Origin of the sequence: Novosphingobium sp., from assembly GCF_025351285.1 — a bacterium.
Classification (GTDB): domain Bacteria; phylum Pseudomonadota; class Alphaproteobacteria; order Sphingomonadales; family Sphingomonadaceae; genus Novosphingobium.
On the sequence record NZ_JANXWG010000123.1, the window covers coordinates 1 to 17,772 of the forward strand.

General features: G+C 59.7%; 13 protein-coding genes. 7 read left to right on the plus strand and 6 right to left on the minus strand.

The window, feature by feature from the left end; genetic code table 11:
- Together Q0R16_RS15205 and Q0R16_RS15210 are read left to right on the plus strand one after the other, a co-directional pair.
- A partial coding sequence (locus Q0R16_RS15205) for a hypothetical protein (protein ID WP_295637935.1) occupies window positions 1-212 on the plus strand: 212 nt, incomplete at its 5' end.
- Window positions 154-1,104: an acyl-CoA thioester hydrolase/BAAT C-terminal domain-containing protein gene (locus tag Q0R16_RS15210; RefSeq protein WP_295637930.1), complete on the plus strand. Its 951-nt coding sequence runs from the start codon at window positions 154-156 to the stop codon at window positions 1,102-1,104. The genes Q0R16_RS15205 and Q0R16_RS15210, both read left to right, overlap by 59 nt.
- Window positions 1,105-1,359: 255 nt before the next feature.
- Here the strand turns inward: Q0R16_RS15210 and Q0R16_RS15215 are convergent, their stop codons facing one another.
- Window positions 1,360-1,887 carry a helix-turn-helix transcriptional regulator gene (locus Q0R16_RS15215; RefSeq protein ID WP_295637902.1) on the minus strand — a complete coding sequence of 176 codons (528 nt, stop codon included), beginning with the start codon at window positions 1,885-1,887 and terminating at the stop codon, window positions 1,360-1,362.
- A 109-nt stretch (window positions 1,888-1,996) separates the two neighbouring features.
- On the opposite strand from Q0R16_RS15215, the gene Q0R16_RS15220 reads away from it, so the two are divergent.
- Window positions 1,997-2,830: an aspartyl protease family protein gene (locus Q0R16_RS15220; RefSeq protein ID WP_295637933.1), complete on the plus strand. Its 834-nt coding sequence runs from the start codon at window positions 1,997-1,999 to the stop codon at window positions 2,828-2,830.
- Between the two features lie 213 nt (window positions 2,831-3,043).
- Here the strand turns inward: Q0R16_RS15220 and Q0R16_RS15225 are convergent, their stop codons facing one another.
- The 5 genes from Q0R16_RS15225 to Q0R16_RS15245 all read right to left on the minus strand — a co-directional run bounded on the left by Q0R16_RS15225 (window position 3,044) and on the right by Q0R16_RS15245 (window position 11,343).
- A complete protein-coding gene (locus tag Q0R16_RS15225) occupies window positions 3,044-3,997 on the minus strand; it encodes a hypothetical protein (protein ID WP_295637905.1) in 954 nt (317 codons plus the stop codon).
- Window positions 3,994-5,319 carry a hypothetical protein gene (locus Q0R16_RS15230; protein ID WP_295637908.1) on the minus strand — a complete coding sequence of 442 codons (1,326 nt, stop codon included), beginning with the start codon at window positions 5,317-5,319 and terminating at the stop codon, window positions 3,994-3,996. Before Q0R16_RS15230 ends, Q0R16_RS15225 begins: the two co-directional genes overlap by 4 nt.
- 234 nt (window positions 5,320-5,553) lie before the next feature.
- Window positions 5,554-6,546, minus strand: coding sequence for a hypothetical protein (locus Q0R16_RS15235; RefSeq protein ID WP_295637911.1), 993 nt, complete (start codon window positions 6,544-6,546; stop codon window positions 5,554-5,556).
- A gap of 24 nt (window positions 6,547-6,570) precedes the next feature.
- Window positions 6,571-10,014: a hypothetical protein gene (locus Q0R16_RS15240; protein WP_295637914.1), complete on the minus strand. Its 3,444-nt coding sequence runs from the start codon at window positions 10,012-10,014 to the stop codon at window positions 6,571-6,573.
- 12 nt (window positions 10,015-10,026) lie between these two features.
- A complete protein-coding gene (locus Q0R16_RS15245) occupies window positions 10,027-11,343 on the minus strand; it encodes a surface lipoprotein assembly modifier (RefSeq protein WP_295637916.1) in 1,317 nt (438 codons plus the stop codon).
- An 83-nt stretch (window positions 11,344-11,426) separates the two neighbouring features.
- On the opposite strand from Q0R16_RS15245, the gene Q0R16_RS15250 reads away from it, so the two are divergent.
- The 4 genes from Q0R16_RS15250 to Q0R16_RS15265 all read left to right on the plus strand — a co-directional run bounded on the left by Q0R16_RS15250 (window position 11,427) and on the right by Q0R16_RS15265 (window position 17,150).
- Window positions 11,427-14,480 (plus strand): CHAT domain-containing tetratricopeptide repeat protein, encoded by a 3,054-nt coding sequence (locus Q0R16_RS15250; protein WP_295637919.1) that lies wholly within the window; start codon window positions 11,427-11,429, stop codon window positions 14,478-14,480.
- An 83-nt stretch (window positions 14,481-14,563) separates the two neighbouring features.
- Window positions 14,564-15,256: a response regulator transcription factor gene (locus tag Q0R16_RS15255; RefSeq protein ID WP_295637922.1), complete on the plus strand. Its 693-nt coding sequence runs from the start codon at window positions 14,564-14,566 to the stop codon at window positions 15,254-15,256.
- Entirely contained in the window at window positions 15,256-16,593 is a 1,338-nt protein-coding gene (locus Q0R16_RS15260) for a HAMP domain-containing sensor histidine kinase (protein WP_295637925.1), read from the plus strand. Before Q0R16_RS15255 ends, Q0R16_RS15260 begins: the two co-directional genes overlap by 1 nt.
- Before the next feature lie 59 nt (window positions 16,594-16,652).
- Window positions 16,653-17,150: a hypothetical protein gene (locus tag Q0R16_RS15265; RefSeq protein WP_295637927.1), complete on the plus strand. Its 498-nt coding sequence runs from the start codon at window positions 16,653-16,655 to the stop codon at window positions 17,148-17,150.
- Window positions 17,151-17,772 lie beyond the last annotated feature (622 nt).

The following is a 17,772-nucleotide window of genomic DNA, read 5'->3' on the forward strand; positions in this document are numbered from 1 at the left end:
CGCCGCCGCGACAGCCCGCTGCTCAGCGCAATCCGCACCGCCTCACGCTTGAAATCTTCTGTATGCTTCTTCATCTCATCGGTCTCCTTGATCGAGTGTTAAACTCTCAAGTGACCGGCGCAAAACCGTTACAAGTCCAAACCGTGCGTGTCAGTGTTCTGGTGCCCGGGCGACCGAGCGCGACCGGTATTACGCGTTTCATCGCCGGGTGATCCGGACCTCCGGAACGAGCCTGTCGACGGTTTCCCGGGAGCCTTGCTATTTCGAAAGCCTTCCAGGCGTCCTCTCCCCGTTGTCATCGTACTTGGCGGTTCGGAGGGTGGGTCCTTATTCGGTCGCACATTCGGTCCTTGGCTTGCGAGCCAAGGCTATGCAGTGTTGGTCCTCCCATATTACGCCCCCGATTGGGGATCAGAAAAACTACCGGGCCTCCCGGTGGATTTTGCCGATATACCGGTCGATCGCCTCACGGCTGTGCGGCAGTGGATTGAAGCGAGACCTGACCTCGATCGGCGGCGCATCGGCCTCTACGGTGTATCCAAGGGCGGAGAGATGGCAATAATCGCGGCGTCGCGCTTCCCTTGGCTCAAGGCCGTCGCTGCCATCGTGCCTTCCGACGTGGTGTGGGAAGGGTGGGGTCCGAACGTCAAAGAAGATGACACACGCTCGTCCTTTTCCTGGGCGGGAAAGCCTCTGCCTTTCGTCCCCTACGAAGCGATGCGGGAAACGATCGCTGCACTTTACCGTGGCGAAGCTCGCACACTGCGCGCGCCGCATGAAAGAGGAAGGGCGGCAAACCCGGCGCGAGTCGCGTCTGCAACGATCCCCATCGAACGTTATCGAGGCGCGCTACTCGTCGCTGGAGGCGGAAAAGACGAAACCTGGCCCTCGGCAATCATGGCTGAAAACATCGGTCTGACACGTAAAAGAAATGGTCTTTCGACCACGGTTCTCAAGTTTCCGGACGCTGGCCACGGTCTCTCGGGCAGCGGATGGGAGCCAGAAAATTATCCGCGAATGGCTTCAAGCCCGATGGCGACCGCTCATGCGCAAATGGCTGTCAGAAAGGCAGCGCTGGACCTGTTCGCTAAGGCATTGCGATAACCGCTATCGGTGTCACAACCGAGCGGTGGTGGCACTCCCGGGAGCGCGGCTTACCGCCTGTGGCACCCAAGCGCGGACCGAGAATTAACCGGGAGGCAACGAGATGAAAGATCGTAGGTGTGGCACTTTCAAATTGACGGCATTTCGTCGGCTTCGGGAACGAAGAATACGCAGGTGAGTCCCCGATTCTGAAGCAGAGGCCGACGGGCAGCAACGTCGGCCAATAGTCGTCATTCGAACGCAATCGACAGTGGCTCAGAGGCAGCCGCTCATTCTGCCAGTTTTAGTTCGGATCAGCCAACCCAACCGCATCTCCTGCTGCATTTGCGCCAAGTCGTTACCGATCCGCTCAACCGGGTCGAGATCGTCACGTCCCTTCAGCTTCGCCATTTCCGCCCGTACCGTTGTGATCATGGCCGCAATCACCTCGCTCCGGCGGCCAGCCGGCAGCGTCTCCCATAGTCCTGCGCGCAGACGGAACGGATCAGCGCCGATCGAACAAGCCGCCAGCGGATCGCTAAACCATGCCTCCAGCGCCGCAAGACCCGCTTCGGTCAGGCTGAGGAGCCGAGTTTTGCGCCGCGTATCGCCTGGCGCCGTCGCGATCAGCCCGGCGTCGACCAATCGCGCGATCGCTGGATAAACCGCCCCCGCACTGCCGCTCCAGCTCGAAGAGGGAGACCGTTCGAACGCCCGCCGCACCTTGAAGCTGGTGTCGTTCCCGCGATGGCCGATCTCGGTCAGGACTGCGCCTTCCAATTCGGTTAGCCGTTGTTTCGCCATTGCATCGCTCGCTGCATTCAATAGTACGAATCGTACTATTGGAGTGGAGGGTTATATGTCTCTTCGAAGGGGTATCGCTGGTTTGGCCGCGTTGCCAGCGCTGTTGATCGTGCCATTCTCCGCCGCCGTGGCGGAGAAGGCGCCGCCCCTACTACCCAGCGCCGGCGAGATCACGTTGTTCCAGTCGACCGACCGAGTCATGGTGATGATGCAGATCGGCGACGACGAATTGGTGCCTATGGTCTTCGACACCGGATCGGACGGCAACACGCTCGATGCGCTCGTCACTAAGCGTCATCGGCTAAAGCGGACAGGTACGGTGCAGGAAGTTGACGGCACCACCGGAAAGACGCGTATGTTGCCTGAATTCGTCGTGCCCGAAGTTACGATCGGCGGGTTGAAGGCGGCAGGCATCAAGGCTGTATCCGTTCATTACGATCGCGGCGATGCGATGGGGATCATCTCGTCGGAAATCTTCACGGACAGCCTGTTGTACCTCGATCTTGCCAACAACCGAGCCGTGCTGGCGCCGCGCGCGACCACGCCCTTGCCGCCTGGGCCCGCGACCGCCTATGTCCAAGATATCCCAAGTGTGCAGATGGTGATGCCCGACGGCAGCACTTTGCCCGCGCATTTCGATACCGGGTTTAATGGCGAGCTCAGCCTACCGGTAGCATTCATGGACAAGGTCCCGCTAATGGCTCCGCCGAAAGAAGTCGGGCGGTTCAAGTCGATCAATGCAGAGGGCCCCGTGTTCGGCGGATTTATCAGGGGAACTATCAAGATCGGGCCGGTGACGCTGGAGAATCCATTCGTCACGTTTCTGGGAGATCTCGCCAATATCGGTCTTCCGGTGATCCGGCGGGTCACGCTCGTGATCGATCCGGTCGCCAATAGGAACTGGATCCTCAAATCTGGCGCGCGCCCTTTACTCGCGAAATGATTGGGCCGCATGTGGTTCGTGGAAGTCAACCGGCGCTTGGACTGGCGAAGACATCCGAGAAAGCTGCCTGTCGCCGTCCGAGAACGCTGCGGAGGTGTCGGAGCGGCAATAACCGGGGTGTAGACGGACGGCGCCTTTCCGGGCGGGCAGACCGCACCGGGACATTTACCTCTCTTCAGCCGCTCCCGAAAGCTGTCGTACGTTTACCTGATTTCAAAATCGCTCTAATGGTTCGTTAGTGTCCGCGTGATGCTCGGCAACGGTCTTAAACTGTCGGCGCGCCGCATCCCAAGACAGCACGCGTTCAGGGCAGATCGTACCGTAACCGCAATCGCTGCCGAGCAGCTGCACGATCTGCGCCGGGCGCGTCGCGAAGTCGATTGCGTAGCCGCCTGGGGCGAAGGCCGCGCTGCGGACCAGCCCAGTCGGTGAGGTGAGCAGTATGACAGTGTCCAATTCGATCGCGGGTTTGTCGTCTCCGGCTGGACAAAGAGGTGCCGAGACGACCCAATCGCGCTCTTCATCGCCGTTGAGATCGGGGACGGTCACGGCACGCGGCCTGTCGTCGGGCGTTTTGCCGCTCAGTTTAATGCACGCTTGGGTCAGGCCCGCGCCAACCGTGGTAACGATCGGAGGTGGTAGCGGGTCGGCGACAGCGAGCACCGACGCTTGCAGCCGCGTGCCGCCCTGTAGGTTAGCGATCTCGACGAATCGTCCGTGTGGCTGGTCCCAGCGGAAGCTCATCGGGCACGCTAAGGCGCCGAAGGTTCCACAAAAGCTGCCGTGCATGTCCAAGTCGAGCCGCATACCCTCGCGCCCCGACGTGATCTTGAATTGGCGCACCTGCTCGTCGAAGGCCGTCGCATAGCCGCCCGGTTTGCTTGTGTAGATGACCAGCCGACAGCCACCAGTGCCGCAAAATCCGCTCTCGCCCGACTTCGTGAAGTCAGCGACCCAGTCGGCTATGCCGTCATGGTTAAGGTCTATTTGCCGGAACATTCGAGCGGGAACCATGAGGCGGGGGCGCTCGTCGTCACGAACGTCTTGCAGGATCGGTGCGAGGATAGCGTTGGGCGGAAAGGCCGCCGTGAGCCGCTGCGCGATGAGCGGTGTCGCAAAGATGCTGGCGCCAACGATTAGCCCGATACGCGCGGACGGCATCATCATCCGCGCGCGGCCTCGACCATCTTGGGGTCGGCGAGCGCCTTCTTTGCATCGACATCGCCCTGCGCGGCAGCCTTGCGGAACCAGAAAAGCGCCGGTTTCATATCTACGGCAACGCCGTTACCGTTATAATAGCAGCGTGCGAGCGTCATCTGGCCGTTGATGTTGCCCTTATCGGCAGAAATCCGGGCATAACGAACCCCCGCTGCCTCATCCATCGTCACTCCGTAATTGCCCCCGAGCAGCAACTGCGCATATTGCCCGGCGGCGCCCGCATCGCCGGCATCCGCCGCACGTTTGAACCAGCTTGCGCCCGCCGCATTGTCCTGTGGCATTGCCTGTCCGGTGAATGCCAGGGTGCCGAGCAGGATCATTGCTTCGGTGTTGTTCTGTGCGGCCGCCTTTCGCAGCTGGGCCAGCCCCGCCGCTTCGTCTTTCGGTATGCCGCCGCCGGTAACCAGCAGACGTCCGTATTGCGTTTGCGCAACCGCATTGCCCTGGGCCGCGGCGAGCGCGCTGTAATGCGCCGACTGTGTCATGTCTTCGGGTGCACCATTGCCGAGCGCGTAGACGATGGTGCCAAGCGTTCCCTGGGCAAGTAGGTCACCCTTGTCGGCGGCCCGCCTGAGCATTTTGACGGCTTCGGGCGCGGGGGTGTCGATTGGCTTTGCGGCGATCGTATAAAAGCCAAAGAGCGCCTCGCCGTACGTGTCGCCCTGATCGGCGGCTTTCTTGGTCCACTGCAGCGCTCCAGCGCGGTCGACGCCACCGCCGATCGCGTCATGCAGCATGTAGCCATATTGCGATTGCGCGCCGGGTTGGCCGAGTTCGGCGGCCTTGGCGAACCACTGCCGCGCTTTGACGTCGTTGCGTGCAAGCCCGTCGAAGCCGGTGTAATACACGCGACCAAGATTATACGCCGACAAAGCGTTGCCATTTCCTGCTTCTTGTTCGAGCCGGGTAGCCACTGCCGAGGGGCTCTCCTGCCGTCGGATCGTGAAGCTGTAGCTCGCGACGATGCTCTGTGGCCCGGTCGAGCGGCTTGGACCGCTGCCGCCGCCAGCATAGCTCGATCCGCTGCTGTTGCTGCCCGAACCATTGCCTGCCGACGACCCGGACGACCCACTGCCGCCCGAATAGCGCGCCGCGTCGGCCTGCTGTCGCTGCTGGCTGTCAAAATTTGCGCGGTCGTTTGCCGTGGCGCTCGCACGCATGTCTGCCATCATGCTTTGGCGACGCGATTCGTCGCCTGCCGGGTCGGCATGCGCTTGGCTCGCGAGCATCAACGAACAAATGATCATCGTCAGTTTCGGACAGCGTGTCATGAGATGGCTCTTTCAGTAGCGATGTCGCAATTCTATTCGGAACGCTGGGTCGCCCAAGCCCCATTTGGGTTACAGCATGACAGCCTTGGCAGCTCTCACGGCCTGACGGAGACGGACTACGTTTGACCACAATATCAGCGAGAGCGGTGTTAGTTTTCGAACGCAACAAGGAAACGCAACTGCAGAAATGACGCACGCATCGAAGTTACGTCCCGGACTAGGCTGCACGCCAACTCAGTGATTTTCCAACATTACGCTGACGAATTTCGGCAGCGCTTGATTGATGACGTCGCTGGCGGCGGCCTCAAATTTGATTGGGTCGGCGACGATTGCCGCATCGACCGCTCCTTCGACTCCGCGATCGGTGATAAAAGCCGCCTCGCTACGCACCGGTATTTGCAAGACAGCCAACGCCCCAAAACCGCCGGAATTGGGCTTCCAGTAATTGAGCGTCGTCGCACGATCGATGCCGACGCCCGCCGCAACAGTTACGCCGGGCAAAAATCCAGCAGACGCTTTACCGCCAAAGCCTTTGCCGCTCACGCCCGACGTCGAATAGACGCCGTAATCGACGACCAACGTGACCGCGATGGTGCCAACTTGTGCGATATAGCCGACCATCGGAGTTCTGCCGAACGCCTGCGGCCGATCGGTCATCATCTGGAGGGCACTCATCGAATAGTCGAACGCCCCGGTGGCGTTCCGCTTCATCGTGTCGCCAGGCCACCAGAATAACGAGCGACCGGTTGGCGCGACGTAAGTCCCAAATCGGCCTTGCGAAAAATTGGGCTGCGGCGTCCAGGTGGCATATTCGGGAGCGAGGCGTGCCAGTTCTGGCGCCTCGACCACCTCATACCCGGCAGCGGTCAATTGCGCGACAAAGGTTTTGTAGGCCTGATCAGCAATGCGCTGGCGCGTCGCGCGATCGACCCCTGTCATTGTCGTGCGAAGATCCGACCGTGCGGACGAAACGAAACCACCGGCGTGTCCGCTGGTCTTCGCAACCAAGTGGTTTTCGTCGGGGAACGCGACATTGAACACCGTAATCGCAACGCGGTGCGCGCCCTTGAAAGCGCCTTTGCCGATCACAGCCATCTCTTCGGGCGTTACTTTCTGGCCCATGAAACCACGCTGCATGGTGACCCCGTTTACGGTTTTTTGGGCGATGGCCGGAACTGAAGAAGCGAGTGCAGCCAAAGCCACTATGTTAATCAATTTAATCTTCATGTCGCAAGCTCCTGTGATGATGATTTAACGTTGAGTGAAGGCCGCGGCCCCTGTCACCGCTTGATTGCTAGCTGCGTTTGTTCCGCTTTGGATGGTGTAAACGATTCCTGCCTGCTTTGCGCCGACACCTGACAAAAACCCGGAAATGTCAGCATAGCACGTCCCGCCGCCGCCCGGGCACGCCGCACCACCGCCAGGGACGACTATACTGCCGTTGGACCCAGGCGTTCCCGCAATGCCACCCGTCGTAAACTGGCCTTCAGTTGTGTAGCGGATGCCGCTTGTGCTGGCATCGGCAGATCCGCCCTGTGATTTGATGACGTAGCCAAAGCCGCCGATCGTCGCCAGCAGATCAAAACCAACTGTGCGCGATGCAAACGATACGCCCATTGTGCCGGTCAAAGTGCCAGGAGCTTGTGACCCGTCGGCAATCGTCGGTGCGGTTGCGCCCGCAAGATCGTAGATCGCCGAGCCGACAGTCGGGATGGCACTTGCTGGATCGCCGGCGACCATGTGGCGACCTTGGTTCGGGGTCAGCGTGTCGTAGACCGTTCCAGCGCCGTAGTTGTTGAGACTCGACCCGCCGGTCCAGCGCGTCCATGAAATCCGGCCCGACCCGGCCACATTCCGCACGCCGCTGTCGGCAACAGCGGTGTTCCCCTGTACGACATCCAGATACTGACCATCTTTAAACCCGGTGATGGCACCAGCGTCGGATGACCTGACGCTATATGCACTTCGAAGTGTTCGATTGAACGTCGATGATCCAGTTTGCTGCAGGACGGTGGCAAAGATCTGCCCGGTGCGTTCCGTCCCGGTACTTGCAACAGGGTAGGTGGGCAAAGAAGCAATCCCCGTCTGCGTGAACAGGGCAGCGCCGTTGAGATTTGGATAAAGGTCCCTGTCGCTGTGGATCGCAGCAAGGTCGGTCACGAGGTAAGTTATACCGACCAAGCCTGCCGAAACGCCTCCGCTCTGCAACGCGAAGCCGACGGAACACAGCGACCCCGACTGACAATCATGCCCGACTACAGTTATCTTGCTGCCGACACTCGACAATGATCCATCTGACGACAAAGCACCATTAATGGTCGTGAGTGGCGCTGAAGGGTTCGCAATGCCCCCCGCGCTTATGATCGAGTAGACATTCGTGCCCAATGCATCTGTCGTCGTAATTGTTGCGTCGAACCCGTATTTGTTACCAAAGCTGACGGCATCCATCGAATTGATCGCAATACTTAGATGACCGGTAAACGACGATCCCGAAACCCCGCGCCCGTTGCTGTACGTTGGCGTCGTGGCACCACCCAATGTATAGTTGAGCAAGCCAAGTGACAGCGCGCCTGTCGGCTTTGCGAGCACGACATAATGCACTCCCTGGGATGGAAGAAACAACCCGGTGCCCAAAGTGGAAGTTTCGACCGCCCCGCCGTTCCAGCGCCCGATTTCCCAACCCGAGCCGGCGGCTTGATCAGCAACAGTCGCCGTCGTCCGCTTGGCGATTCCGGTGACCTCCTGAAGCGCGCCAGTGGCATCGAACACCGTATTCCCGCTTGATTGCAAGGCGATCTGCCCGGCGCCGTTCGCGGAGAATGACCCACCTAAAATAACTGCATTCACGCCCGCCGAAAGGCCGCTCCCTGCCGACGACCCCGATGTCGTTCCTGTCGGCACCGATGTCGAGAGGTTCGTAGCGCCAGACAGATAAAACGCCGCCGCGCCAAAAATCTGGCTTTCAATGCCATAGACGAGAGCAGCACCGGTTACTTCCCTCGAGAGCACACCATTGATGAGGCTGTTACCGCCCGCGACGCAGCCCGTCAGGCACAATGTGCCCGCCGGCCCCGCACCTTGCACCGATATAAAAGCCCCAAAGCTTCCATCGGCCTTAATCGAGCTGAACATACTGTTGCTGGGGTTGGCAATGCCGCCCGGCGTCGTGAGCGTGTAAACTTGCGTACCGCTGGCGCCGGGCATCGTGACGGTGCCCTGAAACGCGATCCGGGGCTGGCTCCCGAAAAGGATCGATAGCGCGCCATTCGTAAACGTGCCGGGTGCGGTCGAACCGTTCTGGAAAGTTGGCCGGTCCGCCGAAGCGAGCGTGTAATCCGCACGACCTCCGGCAACGGGCAAAATAGCCAGTGGCAAAGCAAAGGCATAGTGGACGCCCTGGTTGGCGGTCAAAACGTTATCAACAATCTTGGTCCCGAAAACATCGCTGACCGCTTTGCCGGTGCCGTCAGTCCACCGTCCGATCACGACCGCCCCGTTGGCATACACCTCGGCATTCGTAAGAGTGCCCCGGCCTTCCGACGGTGCTGTTCCCGATGAGCTGAAGTTGATACTTTCCAGCCCACCTGATGCGGCCAATGTGGCGTTGTTGCTGATGAGCGCCAAAATCTTAGCCTGGGCAGGGCCGATGACATTTTGGGCTTCATTGTAAAAGCCAACCAGCTTCGTGCCCGTCGTTGCCAATGCCCCGGCACCACTGTTTGCCGGTGGCGATGTCAATGGCACTGGCCCCGGTGTGGGTGTGGCCGTCGGAACTGGCGTTGGCGTTGGCGTTGGCGTCGGCGTTGGCGTCGGTGTCGGCGTCGGTGCCGGCGTTGGCGTCGGTGCCGGCGTCGGTGTCGGTGTCGGTGTCGGTGTGGGTGTTGGCGACGGTGCTGGCGTGGGTGTGGGTGTAGCTACTGGCGGCGGCACTGGCGTTTGCGTCACAATCTGTGCCAGCGATGCCTGGTAGGCTGCTGCAAACAGCGCGCCCCCACGTCCCCCACGCACGAGATTTGCGGCCAGCGTCTGCGGCGTTCCTTGAGCTTGCCCGGCAAGTGCGGGATTCTGCTGAACAGGAGCGCCAGCGCCTGATGCCGGCACTCCGCCTGGGCTGCGAAGCGCTGTGACAACAATAGTTGCTGCCGACGGCACAGCTTGTGCATTGGCGGCAAAGATCAATCGCGGCGCGCCGTTGTTCGATGCAACCGCAAAAGCTTCACCACGGCGATAACTACCGCTGCCACCGCTATTGGTCACCGCGAGGACGCCCGCGATCGCGCGACCGTCAATGCCCCCCGGCCCGACATTGAATGTGGCAGCGGCGTTGGGTCCGGTAAGTGAAACCGTTGTTGCACCAAGTGTTAATTTGGTCCTACCCGTGCCCCCGGCGACCGTTACCGAGCCGCTTGAGATTTGAAGTGCGCCGTCGCTGCCAACAGCGAAGGCGACATCACCCACGATCGAGACCATGGCGCCGTCATCGGTCTTGATTTGAACCGTCGCGGGCGATCCGCGGAAATCTAGTCCCGATGTCAGCACGCCAGCGCGAACTGGCGCCCCTTGGTTGACCACGCCCGTCGCAAAAATGATTTCGCCGGCATAGGCCGGTGTAACGGCGATCATCGCTGTCGTGCTGGCTAGCAGCGCAAAACGGGTGAGCGACTTGAATTTCGAGTGTGTGAACATGGTCGGCATCCCCGGTTGAGATCAGAATTCGAAGCGGATTGCAGCACTCGCCGTGACGCGGTCATAGCTATCGATGGCGATGTTGCTGTCGTTGCGCGTGTAACTTACCTGCGGGTTGACCGTGACATGGGGGGTCAAGCGAAATCGCAATCCGACGCTCGTGTCATATTGATTGTCGCGGCGGGCAATCAGGAACAATGGATCGGGCGCATCGTAGCGCCGTGCTTCGAAAGCAACCGCGCCGAAGACCGCGATCTTGGTTGCGACTGATCGCTCGAAAGCAACGCGAATGCCGCCAAAGCTGTTCGATAAATTGTCGGCAGCAGCAGCGCGGGTTTGTTCATGTCCACCCTGCACAGCGACATAGATCGTCCGCGTGACGTAATTGACGCCGAGCCCAAATCGGCGCGCATCGCGCAAACGGTCGGTTGGATAAGTCACATCAAAAAACTGCGCTTGCGCCGACAGCGCATGACCTCCGGGTAGCAAATGCGTATATTGGGCGACGAGGCCCGACGCCGCGCGATAATGATCACCAGCCAGAAAAAACTGCTGTGTCTGCAACGAAATCGAAGCGACGTCACGGTTCGCGGCGGTGTGAGCGTAGCCAATTGTCGCCGTGCCGAGCGCCTGGTTCAGGCCGGTCTGTGAGCCATTGAAGCGGCCTGATGCCAGCACGCTAGCAAACACGCGCGATTGGCGGTTGAAGCCATATTCGGCACTCGCACCCCCTTCGATCGACCCAAATCCGTCGGCCTGCTTGCGGGCATTGCTCGACAGTGTCGCGGGACCGAGAAACGAGAATACCGGAATGACGATCTGTGTCGCGCTGGTCGCGGCGTTGACGTTGCTATCATACCCGCCGCTAGCCTCGAGGAATCCAGTGACACTGCCGCCAGGTTTGAGGGTATGCTCAATGCCCTTGACGAGCGTGGTGAACCGCTGGCGCACTGGATCGGGAATTGTCGGATCGCCCGAAACTACGTCGAATTCACGGCGTGCGGTATCGATATCCCCGCTGAGCGCATAGGCACGGGCAAGCTCCGCCCGGGCCTGCGCTTGATCGGGGTTGACCGCAAGAACGCGCTGAAGGGCCTGAATCGCCTCGGTAACGTGCCCCGAATCGACGGCGGCGAGTCCAAGCGCATAGTTGTAGTCAGGGTCGGCAGCCCGATCGGCGAGCGCGGGCCGCAACAATCTGTAGGCATCGGCTGCCTTGCCGTGATCGATCAGAGCCATTGCTTGTTCAACCAGATTCTGAGGCGCGGCATAGGCCGGATGCGTGCACGCTATGACTGAAATAGCTGCGAGCATTGCCTTGCGGTTTGAATTGAACATTGTCGAAGTGCCCCTTTGAACTTGGGGCTGGCTTAGGGGAGCGCGAGGGCAAGTCGATTTACAAAGGCTGTAAGGGTTGCGCCTTGACCCGGCTCAAGTGGTTTCAACCGAATCGCTGGACAAAATTGTCAATCGACGTGAACACTCATGCTGCTGGTGCCGCCTTCTTTCCGGACTCAGTTCGGGGGGTGCGTGCAATGGTTCGACTGCCGGTTGGTTTAATGGCGTTCGGTCTTTCGACGCTGCCGATGGCGGCATTAGCTTGCCCGCCGGCACAAAAAGTCTCCACAATGCCCCTAGATCCAGCCAGCGTTAGCGGACGTTTTACTGCTCTCCTTGAACGCGATAAGGATGCCGATCCCGACGGCAGCGCCAAGCTGTGGAGCGCTCTGATTGATGACGCCAAAAGCGATACGTCAACGTCTCCCGAAATCTTGGCGCGCAGCTATGGCTGGCTCGCATGGGCAATGGGAAGTACTGCGGACGCCGGCCGAGCTGCTGAAACCGCACGAACTGGAGAAAACATTGTTGTCGCCAAGGGGCTGATCGATGCTCCATGGAATGCAGAATTATTGTCGCTTGTTTCGATGACCGACACCACCGCGGGCGCGTTCGACATGGCGGAACGCAACGGCATGGCAGCACTGGCACTCGCCCAACGCAATTTCGGATCTGAAAGTGCGGAAGTCGGCCTTGCCAATTTTGCGCTCGGATTCGTCGCGAATGCCCGGGGGCAGTTCGTCGAAGCCGAGCATTTTGGCGACGTCGCCAGCACGCTCTTTGCAAAATGCCTGCCAGCGAATGACTCATTCATCGTCGATGCCATTTCCAGCCATGCTGCCGGTCTCGACGCGGTTGGCCGCGCCGAAGAGGCGCTGACCGAAAATGAGCGCGCTGCCAATTGGGCGCTATCGAACTTGCCCGAGAATAATACCGGCACGACATTTGCGCTCAGCAATCTTGCCGTATCGCTGCGCAACGCCGGTCGCCTTTCCGAAGCCGAAGCCGTCTTACGCCGCGTGCTCGATCGTCAGCAGCTCTACGAGCCGACCAATTGGTTTTCGCGCGCCACGCAGCTTTCCAACTTCGCGACAACGATCAACAGTCAGGGACGGCACGAGGAAGCCGAAGCGCTTTGGCTCCGCGCACGTGAGTGGCATCTGAAAGCTTACGATAAAAGCGATCCGATCACGCTGGCCTATCCGCTTCGATTCGCGGCAGACGCCGCTGAAGCGCGCGGCGACCTGAAGCTCGCGCTTGCCCGGCGGTCGGCAGCGATCGCGGCTATCGAAAAGGATACGCCTGCGGGGCACCCGCAACGGGCACTCGCCCGGCTCGAATATGCCGCGACGCTTGGGCGAATGCATTTAAAATCGAATTCGGCGGCAGCGGCTCTTGGCATGGCAACGCCGCAAATGGCGATCCTCCGCGCAAAGCTTGTCCCCGACAGTGTCAGGCGGCTTGGTGCCGAAATTGCCTATGCAAAAATAGTTGCTCGCGCCTCGGGCACAACGCAGGGCTATGCGCTCGCCGCTCCGCAGGCTGCCCTACTCGAGGCGAAATTGCTCGACACGTCGACCGCGCGGGGTGACTTGGTTCGCTATGGTCCGGTGCTGTCGTCGACCTTCGCAACCGTCGCCGATCTCGCATTTGCGTCGGGTCACCAAAGCGAGGGGTTTCGTGCGCTTCAACTTGCCAACCTGTCCGACATCGTGCTGGTCAACTCCGACTTGGCCGTGCGCCTCGCTGCCGCCAGTCCAGCATCCGCCACGATGGCGCGTGCGCTCCAGGATCATATTCGCGAACGGCAGCTGCTCGACAGCCAGCGTAGCTATGCAGTTACTGCCAAACAGGAAGGGGAAACCGCACGCATCGCGGCAGCGATTGCCGCAAACGACGTCGCAACAGCAGCTTTGACTGAGACGCTCGATCGCGATTTCCCGCAAATTCGCGCACTCGGCCGCCCGACGCCAGTCTCGCTTGCAGCGTATTCGGCCAGCCTTGGTGACAGCGACATACTGGTTGCGCCGCTTCCCGTGGATGACGGCACATTGGCGATCACCGTAACGCGCGTCGGCCTTACATGGAAAAAGACGCCGTTCAATCGCGCGCAGATCGCCGCGCTGACGGCCCGCGTTCGCCGGTCCGTCGCCGATATGGCGACAACGTCGGCGACAAGTGCGGCATTCGATACCGCCGCTGCAAATTCGCTCCTGCACGCAATTGTGCCGGATATCGGGGTGGCATCGTTCAAACGTCATCCGCATATGCTTTACTATGCCTCAGGTGCGCTTGCGACCATTCCGCCGGCCTTATTGGTCGAAAGAAGCGCGAACCGCGCGACCCGGCTGGCAAACGTCGCATGGTTGGTTCGGACCCATGATACGACCATTTTGCCAACGCTTGCGTCGCTAACAACGTCTGTGCCGCGGACTGCTCGGGCGGAACGCTTTTTGGGTGTCGGAGCGCCATTGCTTGGCAATGTCCAAATTGCATCCAGCCGTGGGCTGCCCTTTCGCAGCGGTGCGGTCGATATGGCGGCACTACGGAATTTGCCATCGCTGCCAGGAGCGCGCGCGGAACTCGATAGAATGCAGACGATCCTCGGCAGTAAAGATAGCTTGACGTTGATTGGTGCCAACGCAACTGAGACTATGCTGACGTCAATGCAACTCGATCAGTATACGATTATCGCCTTTGCCACGCATGGTCTGATGAGCGGCGATTTTGCTGGCTTACGCGAACCAGCGTTGGTGCTCACGCCCCCCGACCACCCGACATCTGAAAATGACGGGATGCTGACCTCGTCTAAGATTGCCGCGCTTCATCTCAACGCCGATTGGGTTATCCTGTCAGCGTGTAATAGTGCAGACGGGTCGGGGTCTGCGGGCCCCGCTTATAGCGGACTTGCGGCTGCCTTCGTTCAGGCAGGCGCACGATCGTTGCTCGTATCGCACTGGCCCGTTCGCGACGATGCCGCCGCGCAGCTTACCGTTGCGACCGTGCAGAACACCCAAGCCGGCGCAACGCGCGCCGTGGCATTGCAACATGCAATGCTTTCCCTCTTGTCCGATAGAAAGGTACCGCACTCGGCGCACCCCGCCATATGGGCACCGTTCGTGTTGATCGGACGATAGCGACGTTCATGACAGCATTTGTCACTGGCCAGCCGTCGTGCACGGCGCGACATCCAACTGGAAGTTTGACCGGGGCAGGGACTATGCGCGTATTGCTTATCGAAGACGATCCGCAAACCGCAGAAGCGATTTCGGCCTGGCTGGAACGCGACCAAATTGCCGTCGACTGGGTGAACAGCGGAGAGACGGGCTTGCATCAGGCAGGCAACGCAAACATCGACGTTATTCTCCTCGATTGGATGCTTCCTGGCATGAGCGGGATCGATGTGGTTGCACGCATCCGAGGCGCAGGCATTGAAAAACCGGTGTTGATGTTGTCAGCACTCGGTCGCGCCGAACACCGAGTAGAAGGACTTGACCGAGGTGCCGACGACTATTTGGCGAAGCCGTTCGAGCCGAACGAGCTCGTTGCACGTGTCCGCGCCTTGCACCGGCGCAATACTGTGCAGTCACGTCAGCCAGTTCTAATCCATGGCGACATCGAATTGCATGTCCGCGCTCGCACGGCACACCGCGGCGGAAAGCATCTGGGGCTTAGCCCGAAAGAATTTGAGCTGCTGAAGTATCTTATGGAAAATGCAGGCGAGATCGTGACCCGCGAAATGCTTTTGTTGAACGTCTGGAACCTGAGCTTCGATCCGCAGACCAACGTCATCGACGTCAACCTCGTCAGGCTCCGGCGAAAACTCGAAGATGGATTTAGCGGCACCTGCCTCGAAAATGTCCGTGGGCGCGGCTATCGTCTCGTCGTCCCGGAGGCGCAATCGCTACCGTGATGAAGTTTAGGCTGGCATCGATCGTTATTCGTCAGGCGCTAACTTCGACGTTGGTTATGCTGGTCGCAATCGTCGGAGTTGCGATGGCGGCGACGACGACGATCGAGCAGCAGCAACGCGACGATCTCTTACGCACCATCGATGCCGATATTGCGGGTCTGACCGACGTGATGGTTCAAGGCGGGGTCGCCGAATTGAGGCGGCGGATTATCGATCGCACGCAACTTGACTCGGCGACAGCGCCGTCAGCAGCTTATTTTCTCTCCGATAACACCGGTCGGCGGATTGCAGGAAATATTGCGCGAATGCCCGCCATCGATGCGGACCACTCGCAGTCCTCGATCCTTCACGCGGACGGTGACCCAATGATCGTCCGGGCGACCCGACTCCGGGGCGGCTTGACACTGGTCGTAGGTAGGTCGCTCGCATCGTCGGCGCGACTGATCGAACGGCTGCAAACCGTCATATTTTTCGTCGCGGTCCCTGCGATACTGGCATCGATGGCCGCAGCGGCAGTCGTCGCCGCACGCTTCGGTGATCGGATCACGGTGCTTAATAACGTATTCACGCGTTTTGATCATGGTGAGCGGCTGGCGCGGGTCGGTCTCAACCGATCGCGCGACGATCTCACTGCTTTGGCCGGTAATGTGAATTCGCATCTCGACCGAATTGATGAATTGCTCGTCGCCCAGCGCGAAATCAGCGACAATATCGCGCATGAATTGCGCACGCCGCTCGTCCATCTCGACACGCGCCTGATCCGCGCTCTTGAACTCAGCGTCGATAACCGAATGACGTCCGAGCTTGAGCATGCGCGACAGGATATTCGGTCGATCGTTTCGCTGTTCGATTCGCTTTTGGACATCGCACTTGCCGAGGCGACGTCCAACATTGACGAGAAAGCACAGTTCTTCGACCTTTCGGAACTGGCCGCCAATCTTGCCGAGCTCTATGCAGCAAGCGCCGAGGAAGCGAGCCTCGATTTTTCGACCCGGATTGCGCCTGGCATAATGATGCGCGGCGAGCCAATGGGCATAACGCGGCTGATCGCCAACTTGCTCGACAACGCATTCAAATACGCGCCGTACGGTTCGCGCGTCCGCATGACCATTTCTGAAGGGCCACGGATTATGGTGGAAGACAATGGACCCGGGATCGCCAAATCAGATCGTGATCGCATATTTTCTCGTTTCCAAAGAGTCGGCGAATCCGGCGGAGGCCATGGACTCGGTCTTGCTTTGGTTCGCATCATCGCGGCAAGGCACGGTCTTTGGTCAGTTTACGAAGATGCTGAGCCAGGCGCGCGGTTCGTGATTTGCATCGCGGGTGAGGCATGAGAAGAAATCGCGGGGCTCTTGCGTTCGCATCGCTATCCCTACTTGCCGTAGCCAACAGCTTGCCTGACGCATTCGACCGCGTAGTAGCTGCTTTGGCATCTGGAAATTCTGCAGAGGAACATCGCAATGGTCAGGCGATGCGTGCGGCGGCGAACGCACTCCTTCAAGCAGGTGCTCTGCCCTTGGACGGTATGCAGGACGAAGCGGCGCGCTGGCTTGCTCGATCAGATGCTATTCAGCGGAAGCCCCACGCCGCCGCCATACCATTTCGCAACCGAGTGCTGGGCGCAGGGTACAGGATGGTCGCCATCGCTCCCGGTGCCACGACACAGTTCGATCAAACCTTTCTTGCGGGCCAGCGAGCGCGCGTCGCCGTCGTGGCTTTGACCAATTCGGAGTTTAGCCTTTCGGTTAGGGGTGACGACGGGCAGTCCGTATGCGCGGCAGCATCGCCCAAGTCGCGATGCGATTGGGTCCCGGCTTGGACCACACGCTACGCGATCCTACTTTCCAACCCCGGAAAAATAAAATCTGATTATTACGTGATCATGCAGTAGCAGTGCTCGAAGGAATGCAGGCCCTAGGGGCATGGGCATGGGCATGGGCATGGGCATGCCGCGTCGTGCTCTCAGTTTGAGCAGAGGCGATTGACGTGAATAGCGCGGTCGAATGCGCGAATGTCGCTAAAGCCTCTAATATCAATGATAGCAGAACGTCCCCCAAACTTTTTGCTCGACATATTCGCCGTCCAGATTCCCTGGAATATTGTTCACGGCTCGGATTTAATATTTGTGTTTTACGCTTGGTCAATTCGATGCCTTTGGCAGGCAGGCTTCCGCGTCACCAAGCTTATATGCACGGGCAACTAGCTGCGCTGCGCGCGAGGAATCGCTAGGTCCGCCATTTCCTTCGGCAAATAACCAGCGCTTTTCATCGCGGCGAGACCGTAGAGCATGCAACTTGGCCCGTTCTTGCGAGCGCCTAAATGTTTCCAGCTTACTTTAACGTGGCCAGCCAGCGCGCATGCGATTTCAGCCTCCTTATACCAACCTGCCGTGAGGCTGACTCACGGGGGGGATTCCCAAACTGGCGAAATTCTGAATCAATGGCGCCCTGCAATTGGAGGGCGTGACCATGGGATCAGCGATCAGCTTGAGGGAAGATTTTGACAGCACAGCG